At 34.4% G+C, this 14,422-nt stretch carries 11 protein-coding genes and 1 pseudogene; 9 read left to right on the top strand and 3 right to left on the bottom strand.

The features are described from left to right. Positions 1–48: 48 nt before the first annotated feature. From Q0X14_RS09200 to lpdA, 3 genes and pseudogenes are all read left to right on the top strand, one after another. A pseudogene (locus Q0X14_RS09200) lies at positions 49–392 on the top strand (GxxExxY protein). A gap of 168 nt (positions 393–560) precedes the next feature. Next, positions 561–2,234, top strand: a complete 1,674-nt coding sequence (locus Q0X14_RS09205) for a dihydrolipoyllysine-residue acetyltransferase (RefSeq protein WP_297837379.1) — start codon at positions 561–563, stop codon at positions 2,232–2,234. 44 nt (positions 2,235–2,278) lie between these two features. Then, entirely contained in the window at positions 2,279–3,697 is a 1,419-nt protein-coding gene (gene lpdA, locus Q0X14_RS09210; RefSeq protein WP_297837381.1) for a dihydrolipoyl dehydrogenase, read from the top strand. 2 nt (positions 3,698–3,699) lie between these two features. Here the strand turns inward: lpdA and Q0X14_RS09215 are convergent, their stop codons facing one another. Both Q0X14_RS09215 and Q0X14_RS09220 read right to left on the bottom strand, forming a co-directional pair. After that, entirely contained in the window at positions 3,700–5,253 is a 1,554-nt protein-coding gene (locus Q0X14_RS09215) for an RNA polymerase sigma factor (RefSeq protein ID WP_297837383.1), read from the bottom strand. A 68-nt stretch (positions 5,254–5,321) separates the two neighbouring features. After that, on the bottom strand, positions 5,322–7,400 hold the full coding sequence (locus Q0X14_RS09220) for a thioredoxin domain-containing protein (RefSeq protein ID WP_297837384.1): 2,079 nt from the start codon (positions 7,398–7,400) through the stop codon (positions 5,322–5,324). A gap of 93 nt (positions 7,401–7,493) precedes the next feature. Between Q0X14_RS09220 and Q0X14_RS09225 the strand changes: the two genes are divergently transcribed. Together Q0X14_RS09225 and Q0X14_RS09230 are read left to right on the top strand one after the other, a co-directional pair. Further along, positions 7,494–8,225 (top strand): SIMPL domain-containing protein, encoded by a 732-nt coding sequence (locus Q0X14_RS09225; RefSeq protein WP_297837386.1) that lies wholly within the window; start codon positions 7,494–7,496, stop codon positions 8,223–8,225. 26 nt (positions 8,226–8,251) lie between these two features. Further along, positions 8,252–8,671: a cytochrome c gene (locus Q0X14_RS09230; protein ID WP_297837387.1), complete on the top strand. Its 420-nt coding sequence runs from the start codon at positions 8,252–8,254 to the stop codon at positions 8,669–8,671. 442 nt (positions 8,672–9,113) lie between these two features. Here Q0X14_RS09230 and sppA read toward each other — a convergent pair whose 3' ends face one another. Continuing rightward, complete coding sequence (sppA, locus tag Q0X14_RS09235; protein WP_297837388.1) at positions 9,114–11,531, bottom strand: signal peptide peptidase SppA; 2,418 nt, start codon at positions 11,529–11,531, stop codon at positions 9,114–9,116. Positions 11,532–11,702: 171 nt separating this feature from the next. Between sppA and Q0X14_RS09240 the strand changes: the two genes are divergently transcribed. The 4 genes from Q0X14_RS09240 (at position 11,703) to Q0X14_RS09255 (ending at position 14,232) form a co-directional block, all read left to right on the top strand. Next, positions 11,703–12,395: a DUF4397 domain-containing protein gene (locus tag Q0X14_RS09240; protein WP_297837390.1), complete on the top strand. Its 693-nt coding sequence runs from the start codon at positions 11,703–11,705 to the stop codon at positions 12,393–12,395. Positions 12,396–12,516: 121 nt separating this feature from the next. Beyond that, entirely contained in the window at positions 12,517–13,248 is a 732-nt protein-coding gene (locus Q0X14_RS09245) for an ATP-binding cassette domain-containing protein (RefSeq protein WP_297837392.1), read from the top strand. 75 nt (positions 13,249–13,323) lie between these two features. Beyond that, entirely contained in the window at positions 13,324–13,749 is a 426-nt protein-coding gene (locus tag Q0X14_RS09250; RefSeq protein WP_297837394.1) for a CBS domain-containing protein, read from the top strand. A 3-nt stretch (positions 13,750–13,752) separates the two neighbouring features. After that, positions 13,753–14,232 (top strand): DUF2721 domain-containing protein, encoded by a 480-nt coding sequence (locus tag Q0X14_RS09255; RefSeq protein ID WP_297837396.1) that lies wholly within the window; start codon positions 13,753–13,755, stop codon positions 14,230–14,232. The last annotated feature ends 190 nt before the right edge of the window (positions 14,233–14,422 follow it).

Raw genomic sequence — 14,422 nt, forward strand, 5'->3', positions numbered from 1 at the left:
GCCTTGGTTACACAGAGCTGCACAGAGAAAACACTGAGAACCACAGAGATGTTATTTGAAGAATTTACAAAAGAGATTATTGGAGCAGCTATTGAAGTTCATAAAGTGCTTGAACCAGGATTGCTTGAATCTGCTTATGAAGAATGTCTTTACTATGAATTGAATAATAGAGGGATTAAAGCAGAAAGACAAGAACCTATACCGATTGTGTATAAAGAGATAAAACTGGATTGTAGGTATAGAGCTGATTTAATAATTGAGAACAAGGTATAGTTGAATTAAAATCTGTTGATGCTTTAAATCCTGTTCATAAAGCTCAAGTTTTAACTCATATGAGATTTTCAGAAAAGAAAATCGGATTATTGATTAACTTTAATGTTTTAAAACTATAGGATGGAATTAAAAGATACATTCTTTAACTCAGTGTTTCTTCGTGAGTTCTCTGTGGTACTCAGTGTAATTATTATCTTATAGGTTTCACAGAGTTAAACTGAGAAAACACAAAGATGTTATTAATTATAAGTCTTATTTAAAACTTTAAAAGAATTTAAAGGATAAAGATGCAAAAAGAATTTAAACTACCAGAACTTGGCGAGAACATTGAATCAGCCGATATTGTCAATGTTCTAGTTAATGAAGGTGATTTTATTAAAAAGGATCAGGGAGTTGTTGAGATTGAAACCGACAAAGCAACCATTGAAGTACCATCAACCATTGAGGGTAAAATTACCAAACTGTTAGTGAAGGCAGGTGATAAAATTAAAGTTGGTTCAATCATAATGATTGTTGAAGAAGAATCAGAAGTAACTGAAAAGAAACCGGAATCCACATCAGAGGAAATGGTAGTTGAGAAACCAACCGAAGTTAAACCCAAAGAACAAACTGAAGCTAAAACTTCAGCAACTCCATCAACATCCGGAAAAAAAGAAATTGTTGAGTTTCATTTACCTGACCTTGGTGAGAATATCGAGAGCGCTGATGTAGTTAATTTGCTTGTTAATGAAGGTGATTTTATTAAAAAGGATCAGGGAGTTGTTGAAATCGAAACCGATAAAGCTACCATTGAAGTACCATCAACTGTGAGTGGAAGAGTTGTTGAGGTTCTTGTTAAAGCTGGTGAAAAAGCAAAAGTAGGTCAAACAATAATTAAAGTTGAAACAAGCGAAGCACAAGAAGTTAAAGTTGCCGAAGCACCCAAAGTTGAACAGAAGCAGGAAGAAAAATCAGAAGAAGTGAAAAAAGAAACTCCAAAGGCGGTAACCACTGAGGTCAGAGGAGAACTTCCCGCACTTCATCCAATGGAACTTGATGAACAACCGCCAATTCTTAAAGGTGCTGCACCAGCTGCTCCTTCTGTAAGAAGATTGGCTCGTGAAATTGGTGTGGATATTAATAAAGTTCCGGGAACAGGTCCGGGCGGCAGAATAACAATGGACGATGTGAAAGCTTACTCAAAGAAGTTACACGAATCGAGAGCTGAAGGCGGATTTACTCCGGGAATTAAAGCAGAAGCTTTACCTGATTTTTCAAAGTTCGGTGAAATCAGAAAAGTTGAGATGAGCAACATCAGAAAGAAAACAGCCGAACATCTTAGTTATGCATGGGCTACAATTCCGCATGTTACTCAATTTGATAAAGCCGATATAACAAATCTTGAAAAGACAAGGAAAGAATTAAGCAAAATTGTTGAGAAATCAGGAACCAAACTTACAGTAACAGGCATTCTTGTTAAAGTTATCGTTGAAGCATTGAAGAAGTTCCCGCAGTTCAACAGCAGTATTGATATGGAGAAGAAAGAAATCATCTATAAAAATTATTATAACATTGGAATTGCTGTTGATACCGAACACGGATTGATTGTTCCTGTTATAAAAGATGCTGATAAAAAGTCTTTAACTCAAATTTCAGTTGAGATGAATCTTCTGGCTGAAAAAGCCCGCACAAAGAAAATCGGATTAGAGGATTTACAGGGAGGTTGTTTTACAATAACCAATCTTGGTGGAATTGGCGGCACTTATTTCACACCAATTGTAAACTCTCCCGAAGTCGCTATACTTGGTGTATCAAGAAGTGCTTATGAGCCAGTCTGGAATGGACACGGCGTGTTCGAGCCAAGATTAATGCTTCCTTTATCATTGTCTTACGATCATAGAATCATCGATGGTGCTGATGCGATAAGGTTTTTAAGATTTATTGTTGAATCTCTTGAACAACCAATGAAGCTTTTTCTGTAATTAATGAATTATAATTAATCTGCGTACTATAAATAAGGAATTATATGTCTGAAAAAATAAATCTAACTGTAATTGGCGGTGGACCCGGTGGTTATGTTGCGGCTTTCTTTGCTGCCGATCTGGGAATGAATGTAACGCTTATTGACCTTGAAAAAAATCCTGGCGGCGTTTGTCTATATCGCGGATGCATCCCATCAAAAGCTTTACTTCATGTAGCTAAACTTATTCACGAAGCCGAACAGGCAAAAAACTGGGGAGTTGAATTCGGAAAACCAAAAATTGATATAGACAAACTCAGAAATTTCAAAAACAATGTGGTAAGTAAATTAACCGGTGGACTTGGACAGATTGCAAAGCAAAGAAAAGTAAATTTCATTCAGGGAAGAGCAAGTTTTATTAACTCCAACAAATTAAAAATTGAAACTGTTGATGGAAAAACTGTTGAACATTCTTTTGACAAAGCAATTGTTGCAACTGGTTCTGTTATTGCAACCATTCCTTCACTAAATATTCAATCAAAAAGATTACTCAATTCAACCTCAGCCCTTGATTTACCGGAAATTCCCAAATCACTTCTGGTAGTTGGTGGAGGATATATCGGACTTGAACTCGGTTCAGTTTATCAGGCACTTGGAACACAGGTATCTGTTGTTGAAATGTTGCCAAATATTTTACCCGGAGCAGACAGAGATTTAGTAAACTTTCTTGTTAAAAGAGTTAAAGAAACTTTTGCGGAAGTGATGACAAGTAGCAAAGTTCTTGAAATGAAGGAAATTGACAATGCAATCAGTGTTAAAATTCAGGATGAAAAAGGAAATGTAGTTGAAAAAAATTATGACTATGTTTTAATGTCAATAGGAAGAAAACCCGAAACACGCGGACTTGGTTTGGAAAATACAAAAGTTACTTTGACTGAAAGAGGATGGATAAAAGTTAATAAGCAGATGCAAACCACTGACCCAAATATATATGCTATTGGAGATATTGCCGGAGAACCAATGCTTGCTCACAAAGCAAGCCACGAAGGACGAGTTGCAGTTGAAGCAATAGCCGGACATAAAGTTGCATTTGAACCAATGGCAATTCCTGCTGTTGTTTTCACTGACCCGGAAGTTGCCTGGGCCGGTTTAACAGAAGAAGAAGCAAAGAAACAAGGAATAAAATACGAAGTGGCGAAATTTCCATGGGCTGCAAGTGGAAGAGCTATTACATTGGATAGGACTGATGGAGTTACCAAACTAATCGTTGACCCGGAAACTCAAAGATTACTTGGTATCGGAATTTGCGGACCAAATGCGGGTGAGTTGATTTCAGAAGGTGTTCTTGCAATTGAAATGGGTGCAAATGTAACTGATCTTAAACTTACAATTCATCCACATCCCACTTTGTCTGAAACTATTATGGATGCGGCTGAAGTTTTCTTTGGTCAAAGCGCTCACTATTATGTTAAACCGAGAAAGTAAAATCAGATTTCCGAAAGTATTTTAATCAACCATTGATCAAGCATCTCACGGTTTAGCTTTTGTATTCCCTCGCCGGTTATTGAATCAGGCGGAGGCACAAGCTCGTTAAGCTTCTTAAATACAATCGGACGATTTTCTTCGCTTGATAACTGAAGTATGTGCCAAAGAGATAATGCATCTGATTTTGTTGCAAGACCAACAATCACAACCATATTTGGATCAGCAGGACCACTGTACTCTCTTATCAGATTAACTATCTGATTATCAGAATTAGGATTATATGGAACTGCAAATTTCCCTCTTCTAATATCACAGGCAAAATTTTCAGGAACAACTGATTCAAAACCTTTAACAACAACTTTTACATTACCTTTATAAACAAATAATTTATTCCACTCTTCATCTACAGTTAATTCAAAATCACTCGAAAGCTCTTCGTTAAAATCAGCAAAATCAGTTTGAATTAATAGTTTATTTTCCTGTGCCTCAGCTTTTTTTATGATTTTGCCTTTGATAACCTTTAGTTCAAAATCTTTTCTTGTTCTGGAAATTTCTGTATTTGGTTCAACTTCAATAACACCAGCCAAAGGAATATTAATTCTTGCAGTTGAATTTTCATCAGTTCTAAGAGTAGAGTTTAGATTCAATTCTTCTTCGTTGTTCACTGCAACATTATTAATCAAAACGCTTCCTCCCGAAGCAGATATATTCCATCCTTTTGCACGATTTAACCAGAAGAACACCAGTGCTGCAATAACTATAACTCCAAGACCGGTGAAAATGTACTTCTTAACATTGCTGGTATTAACATCAATAGTTACTTCAGGTATTTGAACTTTTTTCTTTGATTCTTTCGGCTCCTTTGGTTCCTTTTTCTTTTTTTCTTTCTTCGGAGGTTCTGGTTCTTCAGCTTTAGGTTTTTCTGCATTTTCCTTTTCAGCAAGCTTCATTCGTTCTTCATAGATAAAATTAAATATTTCGTCCGTGACTGATTTATCGGGTTGAATTTCAATTGGTAGCTTTGATATCCTTTCCTGAAATGAATTGTCAAATTTATATAAGGGATATTTATCATGAAGTTTTTCTACGGCAAGGTTTAAATGAAATTCGACATCCTCTCTTTTCATAATAATCATATCAGCAATTTCATCAATTGAATATTTCTCAACCTTATTTAGAACAAATATCAGTCTTTCAAGATGAGGTAGTCGAAGAATGTCATTCTCAAATGAATCTTTTGATTCAATCTCAGCTAAATCGGGTTTCTTCGCAAACTCCTCTTTATTATTTCTGAAAACATCCAGAGTTTTATAAACTGCAATTGCAATTAACCATCCTGTAAAAGGTGAGTCTTCGCGAATTAATTTTAATTTTTTCCAGGCTTCTATAAAAGTATCAACAGTAATTTTTGAAGCAAATGATTTATTCGCCGTCATTCTCAGAACGATTGCGTAAACCTTGCCGATGTTCATTCTGAAAAGCTGCTCCAGCGCTGTAAAGTTTCCACGCTGGGCATTCTGAAGTAATGAGCGAACAAATTTATTATCTGGTATCAATTTGCCATCCTGTATTTTGATTTTATCTTATGCAAAATTAAATCATTTATAAATAGATTTCTAATTGATTATAGCTCAGCAATTCTTTGGATGACTTCATCAACATTATTGGTTGGCTTTTCACAAACGAAATCTCTGCAAAGATAAATTGTTGGTTTCTCATCAATCTTATAATCCTTAAGATAAGGTACTAATTCCGGAAGTTTCTGTCTGTTCAATTCATTCATATTGATAATAACTTTTGATGGGAAATATAACCGCGAAATCTTCTTTACAATTTCATCTGAGAGGTTTCTGTCTTTTGCTGTTATAACAATTTCAACAGATGGACCCAAAAGAAAATCCAGGCCGCAAAGAAATTGCGCAAATACTGAAGGCATTCTGTTTACATCGGAAGCAAATGTTTTAATATGCTTTTGTGCCAAATCAAAATAAAGATTATCTCCGGTTATTTTATATAACCTGACAAGATTCATTAATTGAATTGAGTTACCTGATGGAATTGCTCCATCGTAAATTTCTTTTTGTCTTACTATCAATTGCTCGGCATCTTCAGAAGTGAAAAAATATCCTCCGTGATTTTTATCCCAGAACTTTTTAGATAAAATTTCATTCAGTGTGATTGCTGTTTGGAGATATTCTGTTTCGGAGGTTGCTTCGAACAAATCAAGTTGCGCCTGAATGAAAAAAGAATAATCATCAAGATTACCATCAATCGCTGATTCGCCATCTCTGAATCTATGAAGAAGTTTTTCGTCTTTATAGAGATATTTTTTTATAAATCTATCAGCTCTTATTGCAGTATCAAGAAAATATTTTTTATCAAGAATGATTGAAGATTTAACCAAAGCTGAAATCATTAATGAATTCCAATCAGTTAGAATTTTATCATCTTTATGTGGATGAATTCTTTTCTCTCTCCACTCAAACATTTTTTTTCTTATTGAACTTAGATTTTTTATAAAATCATTTTCACTTATTGATAAATCATCGGCGAGTTCTTTATAAGATTTTTTTAAATGCAGAATGTTATTCCCTGTTCTCACTCCCCTTGCTTCATCGTACCAATTTCCGTTTGGTTCGATGTTAAAAACTTTAATAATAAAATCAGCTTCATCTTTTGAAAGCAATTGTCTTAATTCAGTTTCTGTCCACAAATAAAACTTCCCTTCTTCACCTTCGCTATCAGCATCTTCAGCCGAATAAAATCCTCCTTCGGGATGTGTCATATCCCGTAAGACATATTCAATAATCTCTTCGGAAGTTGTTTTATAAAACTTATTAGCGGTAATTTGATAAGCTTCGGCAAATGCCATAAGCAGCAAAGCATTATCATACAACATTTTTTCAAAGTGAGGAACCAGCCAATATTTATCAGTTGAGTATCTTGCAAAACCAAATCCGATATGATCATAGATTCCTCCTTTTCGCATCTGAGTCAAAGTTTTTTCTACCATTTCAAGTGCAGATAAGTTTTTTGTTCTTCGATAATATCTTAACAAGAAAAGTAAATTATGGGGTGTGGGAAATTTTGGTGCGTTGCCAAATCCGCCAAAGTCTTTATCAAATCTTCTTGAATATTCACTAAAAGCTTTATCAAAAATATTTTCATCAATTTCTTCTTCTGATTTTTTATCCGCTATCTGATTAATTGATTTTGTAATTTCTTCTGCGGAGTTAAGAACTTCTTCTCTTCTGTTATTCCAAATATCTTTTAACTTTGTAATCAGCTCAATCATTCCAATGCGTCCGAAACGATTGTACTTTGGGAAATACGTTCCTGTAAAGAATGGTTTTTTATCCGGCGTCATAACAATTGTTAATGGCCAGCCCCCTCCACCGGTAATCATCTGGCAAACAGACATATAAACTCCATCAATATCTGGCCTTTCTTCACGATCAATTTTGATTGAAACAAAAGTATCATTCATTAGTTTGGCTACTTCTTCATCTTCAAAGGATTCTTTTTCCATCACATGACACCAATGACAGGTTGAATAACCAATGGATAAAAAAATCGGTTTATCTTCGCGCTTTGCTTTTTCAAAAGCTTCTTCACACCAGGGATACCATTCAACCGGATTGTACGCATGCTGGAGCAGATAAGGACTTTTTTCATTTATAAGTTTATTTGCTTTTCTGTTCATAAATTTGTCCTGACTAGTTTGATTTATGTTGTTAAAATTTACCTTTTTTGATATGTTTCTACACAAATATTAAACGAATAATTCATTAAAACTATGGAAAACAAGAATAAAGTTTCTATTGATTTCGGGATACTTGGTATAAGTTTTATAATCGGTGTAATAATTTTTACTGCTGCCTGGAAATCAAATCAAAAATCCAATCAAACTATTACTGTAACTGGCTCAGCTAAGAAAGAGATTGTATCTGATTTAGGAATTCTCCGCGGAACAGTTTTCGTTCAATCACTATCAGCTTCATCAGCATACAGTGAACTGAATCGTCAGAAACCAATTATAATTTCTTATCTTGAACAAAAAGGTTTTCCGAAAGATAAAATAGAGTTTTCAACAATTAATAGTTATCCTGTTTATGAAATTGGACCTAACGGTTATCAAACAAGTAAAATAATCGGATATGTTTATAATCAGAGAATAGAATTAAAATCTGATGATGTTTATAAAATTAAAGATTTATCATTGGACATTGCATCACTGATTGAAAAAGGAATTGATTTCAGAGTTGAACCACCTGAATATCATTACACAAAAATTGCTGACTTAAAGATTGAAATTCAGGCTGAAGCAGCAAAAGATGCAATGGTTAGAGCTAAAAAAATTGCTGATGCAACAGATCGCGATTTGGGTCCGATGAGAAGCGCAAGAATGGGAGTTCTTCAAATCACACCAAAATTTTCAAATGCGGTTTCAGATTATGGAATTAATGATTTAAGTTCCATTGAAAAGGAAATCGTAGGAGTAGTAACAGCATCATTTCAAATTGAATAATTCAAACACTAATTACAGGGACTAGTATGACAAAACCTCAGATTTGGGTAGCAGCATTTTTATTTTTATTTATTGCTCTTTTCTTAATTCAAAAAGCAACAAAGAAAGAAGAACCTGAAAAAGATTTTTCTCAAATGGGTTCATCAATGATGCAACAGGAAAGCAATGAAAATCTTTCAGGTGCTCAATTAATGAATAATTTTGGTTGTCTTAATTGTCACGGCGCAAATTTAGAAGGTACTGCAATGGGACCAGCTCTTGTAAATTTAAATCAATTCTGGAGTCGTGATAATCTTATCAACTATTTAAGAAATCCAAATTCCTATATGAGCCAGAAAAGATTTCAGGAATACAAAGAAAAGTACCCAAACATGATTATGCCTGCTTATGGAAACAAAGATGTTAAAGACTTAGGCAAAATTGCAGATTATTTACTAAGCAGATAAGTGTGTAAAAATATAAATCATCTAAAAAGGATTATTGGTCGATTATTACTGATTTAATATGTGGGCAAAATATATTGAAAGTATTCTGCGTAACCTGAAAAATGCAAAAGCGTTTTGGATTGAATTGGTTTTCTTGATTCCCATTGAATTCATAGGTTATGTTTTGAAAAAAGATTTATACTTCGAAGCATATTTAACTAAGGAGTAAATCTGACTTATCGAATAAAGTTCCATTCAAACTTTAGATTAATTATTTCAAGATAAGCAGGATTAGAATTATTTTATTTTAAGATGAAAGTATTTGATCAAACAATTCAAGCTCAGAAATTTATAACAACTAAAAAGACAATTTTACTCAAGTAATTTTTGAACTTCAAAGTGTAAAGTATAAAAATAAAAGCGAGCATCTTGCTCGCTTTTTTATTGACTGAAAAAAATAATTTTAATAAACCCAATTAGTTATTAAATCCATATCATCAAGAGGCAACATTAACATCGGCTCTCCATTATATTTAAATCGAAGTTTCAAATCTTCAATCAATGGTGAACTATCTTCTATTTTAATCGGAAATAAATCCGGTAAAAACTGATTGATGTTTATAAATGGTCTTTGTGGATATTCTTTTAACTCAAATTCGTTTTTTGTTAAACCTGCTTTTAATCTTGCCATTTCAATCGCTTCGTTCAGTCCACCTATAATATCAACTAATCCATTTTTTAATCCGTCTCTTCCGCTCCAGACTCTTCCCTGCGCAATATTTTCTATTTCTTCATATGACTTTTTTCTGCCGGTTGCTACCCGGCTTACAAAATCTTTGTAAAGAGTTTTTATCCGAGTTTCAACAATCTGAGATTCTTCTTCTGTAAAATCTCTGTCTGGCAAAGAAACCGGAATTATCGGAAGCGTAAACCCAAACCCAAGGTCAGCGAACTTGCCGCGCTTCACAAAGTCAGTTGACAATCCTAAATCTTGCTTGAGATTTTTGTTGTAGAAAAATGAACCTATAACACCAATAGAACCTGTTATTGTTGTTGGAGCAGCAACAATCGTATCTGCATACATAGAAAGCCAATAACCACCTGAAGCAGCAACAAATCCCTGCGTAACAATAATTGGTTTTTTACCTTTATTCTTTCTCAAAACTTCTGCAATTAAATCAGCAGCAAGCGCATCACCACCTGGTGAATCAACACGAAGCACAATTGCTTTTACATTGTTATCAGAAAAAGCTGATTCAACCTGACCCACAAGACTTCTGGCTTTAATTCCATCATCCATTGATGTGCCGCCTATTGCATAGATAACCGCAATTTTGGGCTTTTCGCTCCAATAATTATCTGTTGGAAGATTATACTTTTCAAGAGAGGCAGGATTTATCAATGATCTTGATTTGCCTTCATAAGATTCAATAATTTTTGTCATATCACTCCATCTTCCCAAAGTATCTACAAGATTTAATTTCACTGCTTCATCAGGAAGGTAAGCTATCAAACTATCAACAAGTTTATCAAACTGTGAAAGAGTGAAACTTCTTCCTTCACAAATATCCTTTCTTGCAACATCATAATATTCATCAACAAGTCGTTGTCTTTGCTCTCTGTCTGCTTCACTGAAATTTTCCCGCGAATATGTTTCTGCTGCTGACTTATACTTAAAATATCTTAATTCGTGAAATCCAATTCCAATCTTATCCAAACTTCCTTTAAGAAAAGTTCTTCCTATTAAATAACCATTAAGAGCAATTGAGCCCATTGGATCGAGAATTATTTTATCAGCCACGGATGCAAAATGATATTCATCCATCGCAGCTCTGTCAATATAAATGTAAACTCGTTTGCCTGCCAACCTGAACTGCTTCAGCTTTTCTCTTACTTCCCATAACATCTCTCTGTTTATAATTGCACCGGATAAATTTATTGCAATTGCAGAAACTGATTTATCATTTTTTGCAGTTTCAATTTTATCAATTAAATCAATCAATGAATTTGAATTATCCAACAATCTGTATGTCTGATATTTCAATCCACCATTTAAGTTCAGTTCAACGACTTTATTATCGGATGAAAACTTTGTGAAAATATTTCTGTCATAAGCACCAATACGAATCCCGTGTGTGTTATAAAATTGTTTACCATCTTTATCAAGATGCGAAACTGTTGTTATTCCGAAGTTACCAAAACTGAGTTCGATTCCGACATTAATTTTTTTATCTTCAAAATACCTTCCTACCAATCTGAAACCATCAATTGGTTCTGCTGCTGCACCAAAGCTGTAATTAGTTTCCTCTGGTTCCATATCACGCGAAAGAACATAATCACCGAAAAAGGCAATAAGCTGATTTCCGAAAGGTCTGATTGCAAAGTCAATTACTCCTTCTCTTTCGCCATTGGTTGGAAGGTTACCTAACAAACCAATTGAAAAATATTTATTTGGTCGCAATAATAATCCCAAAGAAAAAACATCAGCGCGATTGAAGTATGTTACATTTCCTGTTGACCAACCGTATCCAATACCTGCACTGAATGAATTGTTTCCGAAAGCAGCTGATAATTTGAAATCAGTTACATGATATTTGTTGAGTGATTGGTTGTACATAGCAAAACCAAAATTTGGCAATGCAGCAAAGATTCCCCAATTATTAAAATCATTCCAATCACCTATTCTGTCATTCCAGGTGAATAAAAAGTCGGGTTGATGTAAAGTTGAAAGTAAAGCCGGATTATCCCAGCCATACAGTCCAAATTTCAATGCAGATGCAGGAGCAAGAGACATATCATTCTGATGATAATAAGACGGAAAATTAATTTGTGAGAATCCTGTGGCAGTTAAAAGAATAAGTAATAATAATAAATTTTTCATAATGCTCTCCGGGAATAATGATTAATTAATACTATCCAAAAATACTCACAACAAAATTTAAAGGGGGAAATTTATGACCTCACAAAGAGGAACTATCAGTTAATCAAATAAGTTTTGTAAGTAGCGCGCGAAACAGATTTAAAACATTAAATAATCATAAAAGGAGAAAAAATGTTAATCAAGAAGATGTTATTTGTACTTTTAACTTTCGCAACTACTATTTCGCTGGCAAGCTGCAGCGACGACGAAAACACAACAGCTCCAACACCTGCAGAGAAAGCTAATGTGCTCGTCGTTCATGCTTCGCCTGATGCACCGGGAGTTGATTTATTAGTTGATAATACCGTTGTCGGAACTAATCTGACTTTCCCCAATAACACTGGCTATTTGTCAGTTGACGCAGGAACAAGAAATGTAAAGGTTAATGTAACCGGTACAACTACAACTGTTATTCAAGCAGATCTTAATTTAACTGCAAATAAAAATTATTCAGTATTTGCAGTAAATCAGGTGAGTGCAATCGAACCATTAGTGCTGGAAGACGATTTGACTACTCCTGTAAGCGGAAAAGCACATGTAAGGTTTATTCATTTATCGCCAAATGCTCCCTCAGTTAATATTACTTTAACTGACGGTACAATTGTATTTGGAGATGTTGCATTCAAGGGCTCTGTTAATTTTACGCCTCTTGATGCAGGTACTTATAATCTTCAGGTAAGAGACGCTGCAACAAATCAAACAGTAGTATTAGAACTTCCAAACATTACTCTTCAGGCAGGAAAAATCTATACTGTATTTGCAAAAGGATTGCTTGGTGGAACCGGAGCTCAGGAATTGGGTGCCCAGATAATAGTAAACAAATAGTGATTGCTCTCTCCACATTAAAAGCCGGTTCAGAAATGAATCGGCTTTTTTATTTGCTTGTCTTAATTTCAACTGAACTTTATTGTTTATAATTTTGAACCGCAAAACAAAATATTAACTGATGATAGAGATAATCAATCTTCATAAAAATTTCGGAAGAAAAGAAGTTCTTCGCGGCGTTAATCTAACAATCGAACCCGGAGAAACTATTGTAATTATCGGAAGAAGCGGTTGTGGCAAAAGTGTGTTGATAAAACATATTGTTGGTTTACTTATACCTGATGAAGGTTATGTTAAAGTGGAAAATAAAATTGTAAATGAGTTGAGCATAAAAGAATTATATGAGTTGAGAAGAAAATTCGGATTTTTATTTCAAGGTGCTGCATTGTTTGATTCAATGACTGTTGAGGAAAATGTTGCTCTTCCCTTAATTGAATCTTACAATAATTACACACTGAAAGAGGTCCGCAAAATTGTTGAGGAGAAACTTGAACTTGTTGGACTAAGCGGTGTATTAAATCTTAAACCAGCAGAACTTTCAGGTGGAATGAAAAAAAGAGTCGGACTTGCGCGAGCACTGGTAACCAATCCTTCTTACATTTTGTACGATGAACCAACAACCGGACTTGACCCGATAATGTCAGACTCAATTGATCAGCTTATCAAAGAACTTTCAGAAAAGCTCAAAGTAACTTCGGTTGTTGTTACACATGATATGTACAGTGTAAAAAATGTAGCTAAAAAAGTTGCAATGATGAACGATGGAATTATTTATTTTGTGGGTAAACCGGATGAACTTCTAAATTCAAAAGATAAAGTTATTATGGATTTCATTCGTCGAACCGAAGTTTAGTAAAAAAGAATAAATCAACCTCTTTACACTTCTAAGTAAAAATCTTATATTGAAATCAAAAAAGAGGAGGTATGTATGGAAACTATCAAAGACATTATCAAAGGTCGTGATATTTACACAGTGGAATCCGGGACTTCAATTAAAGCTGCAGTAAATTACATGGCTGAGAAAGGCGTTGGACTCGTTCCTGTTCTTAAAGACGGTAAGCTTGTTGGAGTATTTTCCGAAAGAGATTTGGTGAAGAGAGTGATTGCTAAAGATAAAGACCTTAATTCAACTCTGGTTGATGATGTGATGTCCACTAACCTTGTGATTGCAAAAATTGATGAAACAACAGAACAGGCAATGGCCAAAATGAAGGAAGCAAAAACCCGACATATACTCGTAATTGACAATGAAAAGCTTGTTGGTGTTTTATCAGTAAGAGATTTACTGGAAATAGATTTAAATCAATGTAAAACCACTGTGGAAGTTCTTCACAATTATATCTATTCAAAATAAAAAATGAATCAAATTCCTTCTATTGTAGAAATCATTCAACTGATGCTCGCACCTGGATTAATGATATCTGCCTGCGGGCTTTTATTACTTGGAATGAACAATAAATATTCTTTGGTTGTAAACAGAATCAGGCTATTAAATGACGAAAGAAGAAAAATTGTTCATAAGCTTGATGATAAGAATTTCAATTACCACGAAAATGTTCGTCTCGCAAGCATATCAAAACAACTTGATGCACTCGTCTTCAGAGTAAAGCTGGTACGGAATGCTGTGTTGTCGTACACAGTAGCAGTTGCTTTATTTGTTCTAACATCACTGTCAATAGGAGCAGAAGAAATATTCAGTATTAACAGATTAACATCCGTAATTACCATTTTATTTTCTTTGGGAATGTTATCAGTTTTAACGGGAGTAATATTTGCTGCATACGAAACCTACAAAGGATATGAGATAGTTAGATTTGAGGTTTTGGCTGAGGAGTAAGATTTAGGTGGGAATAAAGGAGAAGGTATACGGGAAAAAGGAAATAAGGTATAAGGCAAAAGGAGTAACTTTTAGTTAAACTATTTAATTGAAAGAATCGGACTAAGTCTGAAACGGAAAAAATCACGTGGGAACGAACAGGAGTTCGTTCCCTGCAAAAGTAAACATGCTTGATACTCAATGAGCAGAA

Origin of the sequence: Ignavibacterium sp., from assembly GCF_025998815.1 — a bacterium.
Classification (GTDB): Bacteria; Bacteroidota; Ignavibacteria; order Ignavibacteriales; family Ignavibacteriaceae; genus Ignavibacterium.

Excerpts from the sequence above, each read along its gene's own strand:
- Q0X14_RS09250 (WP_297837394.1), top strand. The coding sequence starts at position 13,324 with ATGGAAACTATCAAAGACATTATCAAAGGTCGTGATATTTACACAGTG.
- Q0X14_RS09225 (WP_297837386.1), top strand. The coding sequence starts at position 7,494 with ATGGAAAACAAGAATAAAGTTTCTATTGATTTCGGGATACTTGGTATA.
- Q0X14_RS09240 (WP_297837390.1), top strand. The coding sequence starts at position 11,703 with ATGTTAATCAAGAAGATGTTATTTGTACTTTTAACTTTCGCAACTACT.
- Q0X14_RS09205 (WP_297837379.1), top strand. The coding sequence starts at position 561 with ATGCAAAAAGAATTTAAACTACCAGAACTTGGCGAGAACATTGAATCA.
- sppA (WP_297837388.1), bottom strand. The coding sequence starts at position 11,531 with ATGAAAAATTTATTATTATTACTTATTCTTTTAACTGCCACAGGATTC.
- Q0X14_RS09245 (WP_297837392.1), top strand. The coding sequence starts at position 12,517 with ATGATAGAGATAATCAATCTTCATAAAAATTTCGGAAGAAAAGAAGTT.
- lpdA (WP_297837381.1), top strand. The coding sequence starts at position 2,279 with ATGTCTGAAAAAATAAATCTAACTGTAATTGGCGGTGGACCCGGTGGT.
- Q0X14_RS09255 (WP_297837396.1), top strand. The coding sequence starts at position 13,753 with ATGAATCAAATTCCTTCTATTGTAGAAATCATTCAACTGATGCTCGCA.
- Q0X14_RS09230 (WP_297837387.1), top strand. The coding sequence starts at position 8,252 with ATGACAAAACCTCAGATTTGGGTAGCAGCATTTTTATTTTTATTTATT.
- Q0X14_RS09220 (WP_297837384.1), bottom strand. The coding sequence starts at position 7,400 with ATGAACAGAAAAGCAAATAAACTTATAAATGAAAAAAGTCCTTATCTG.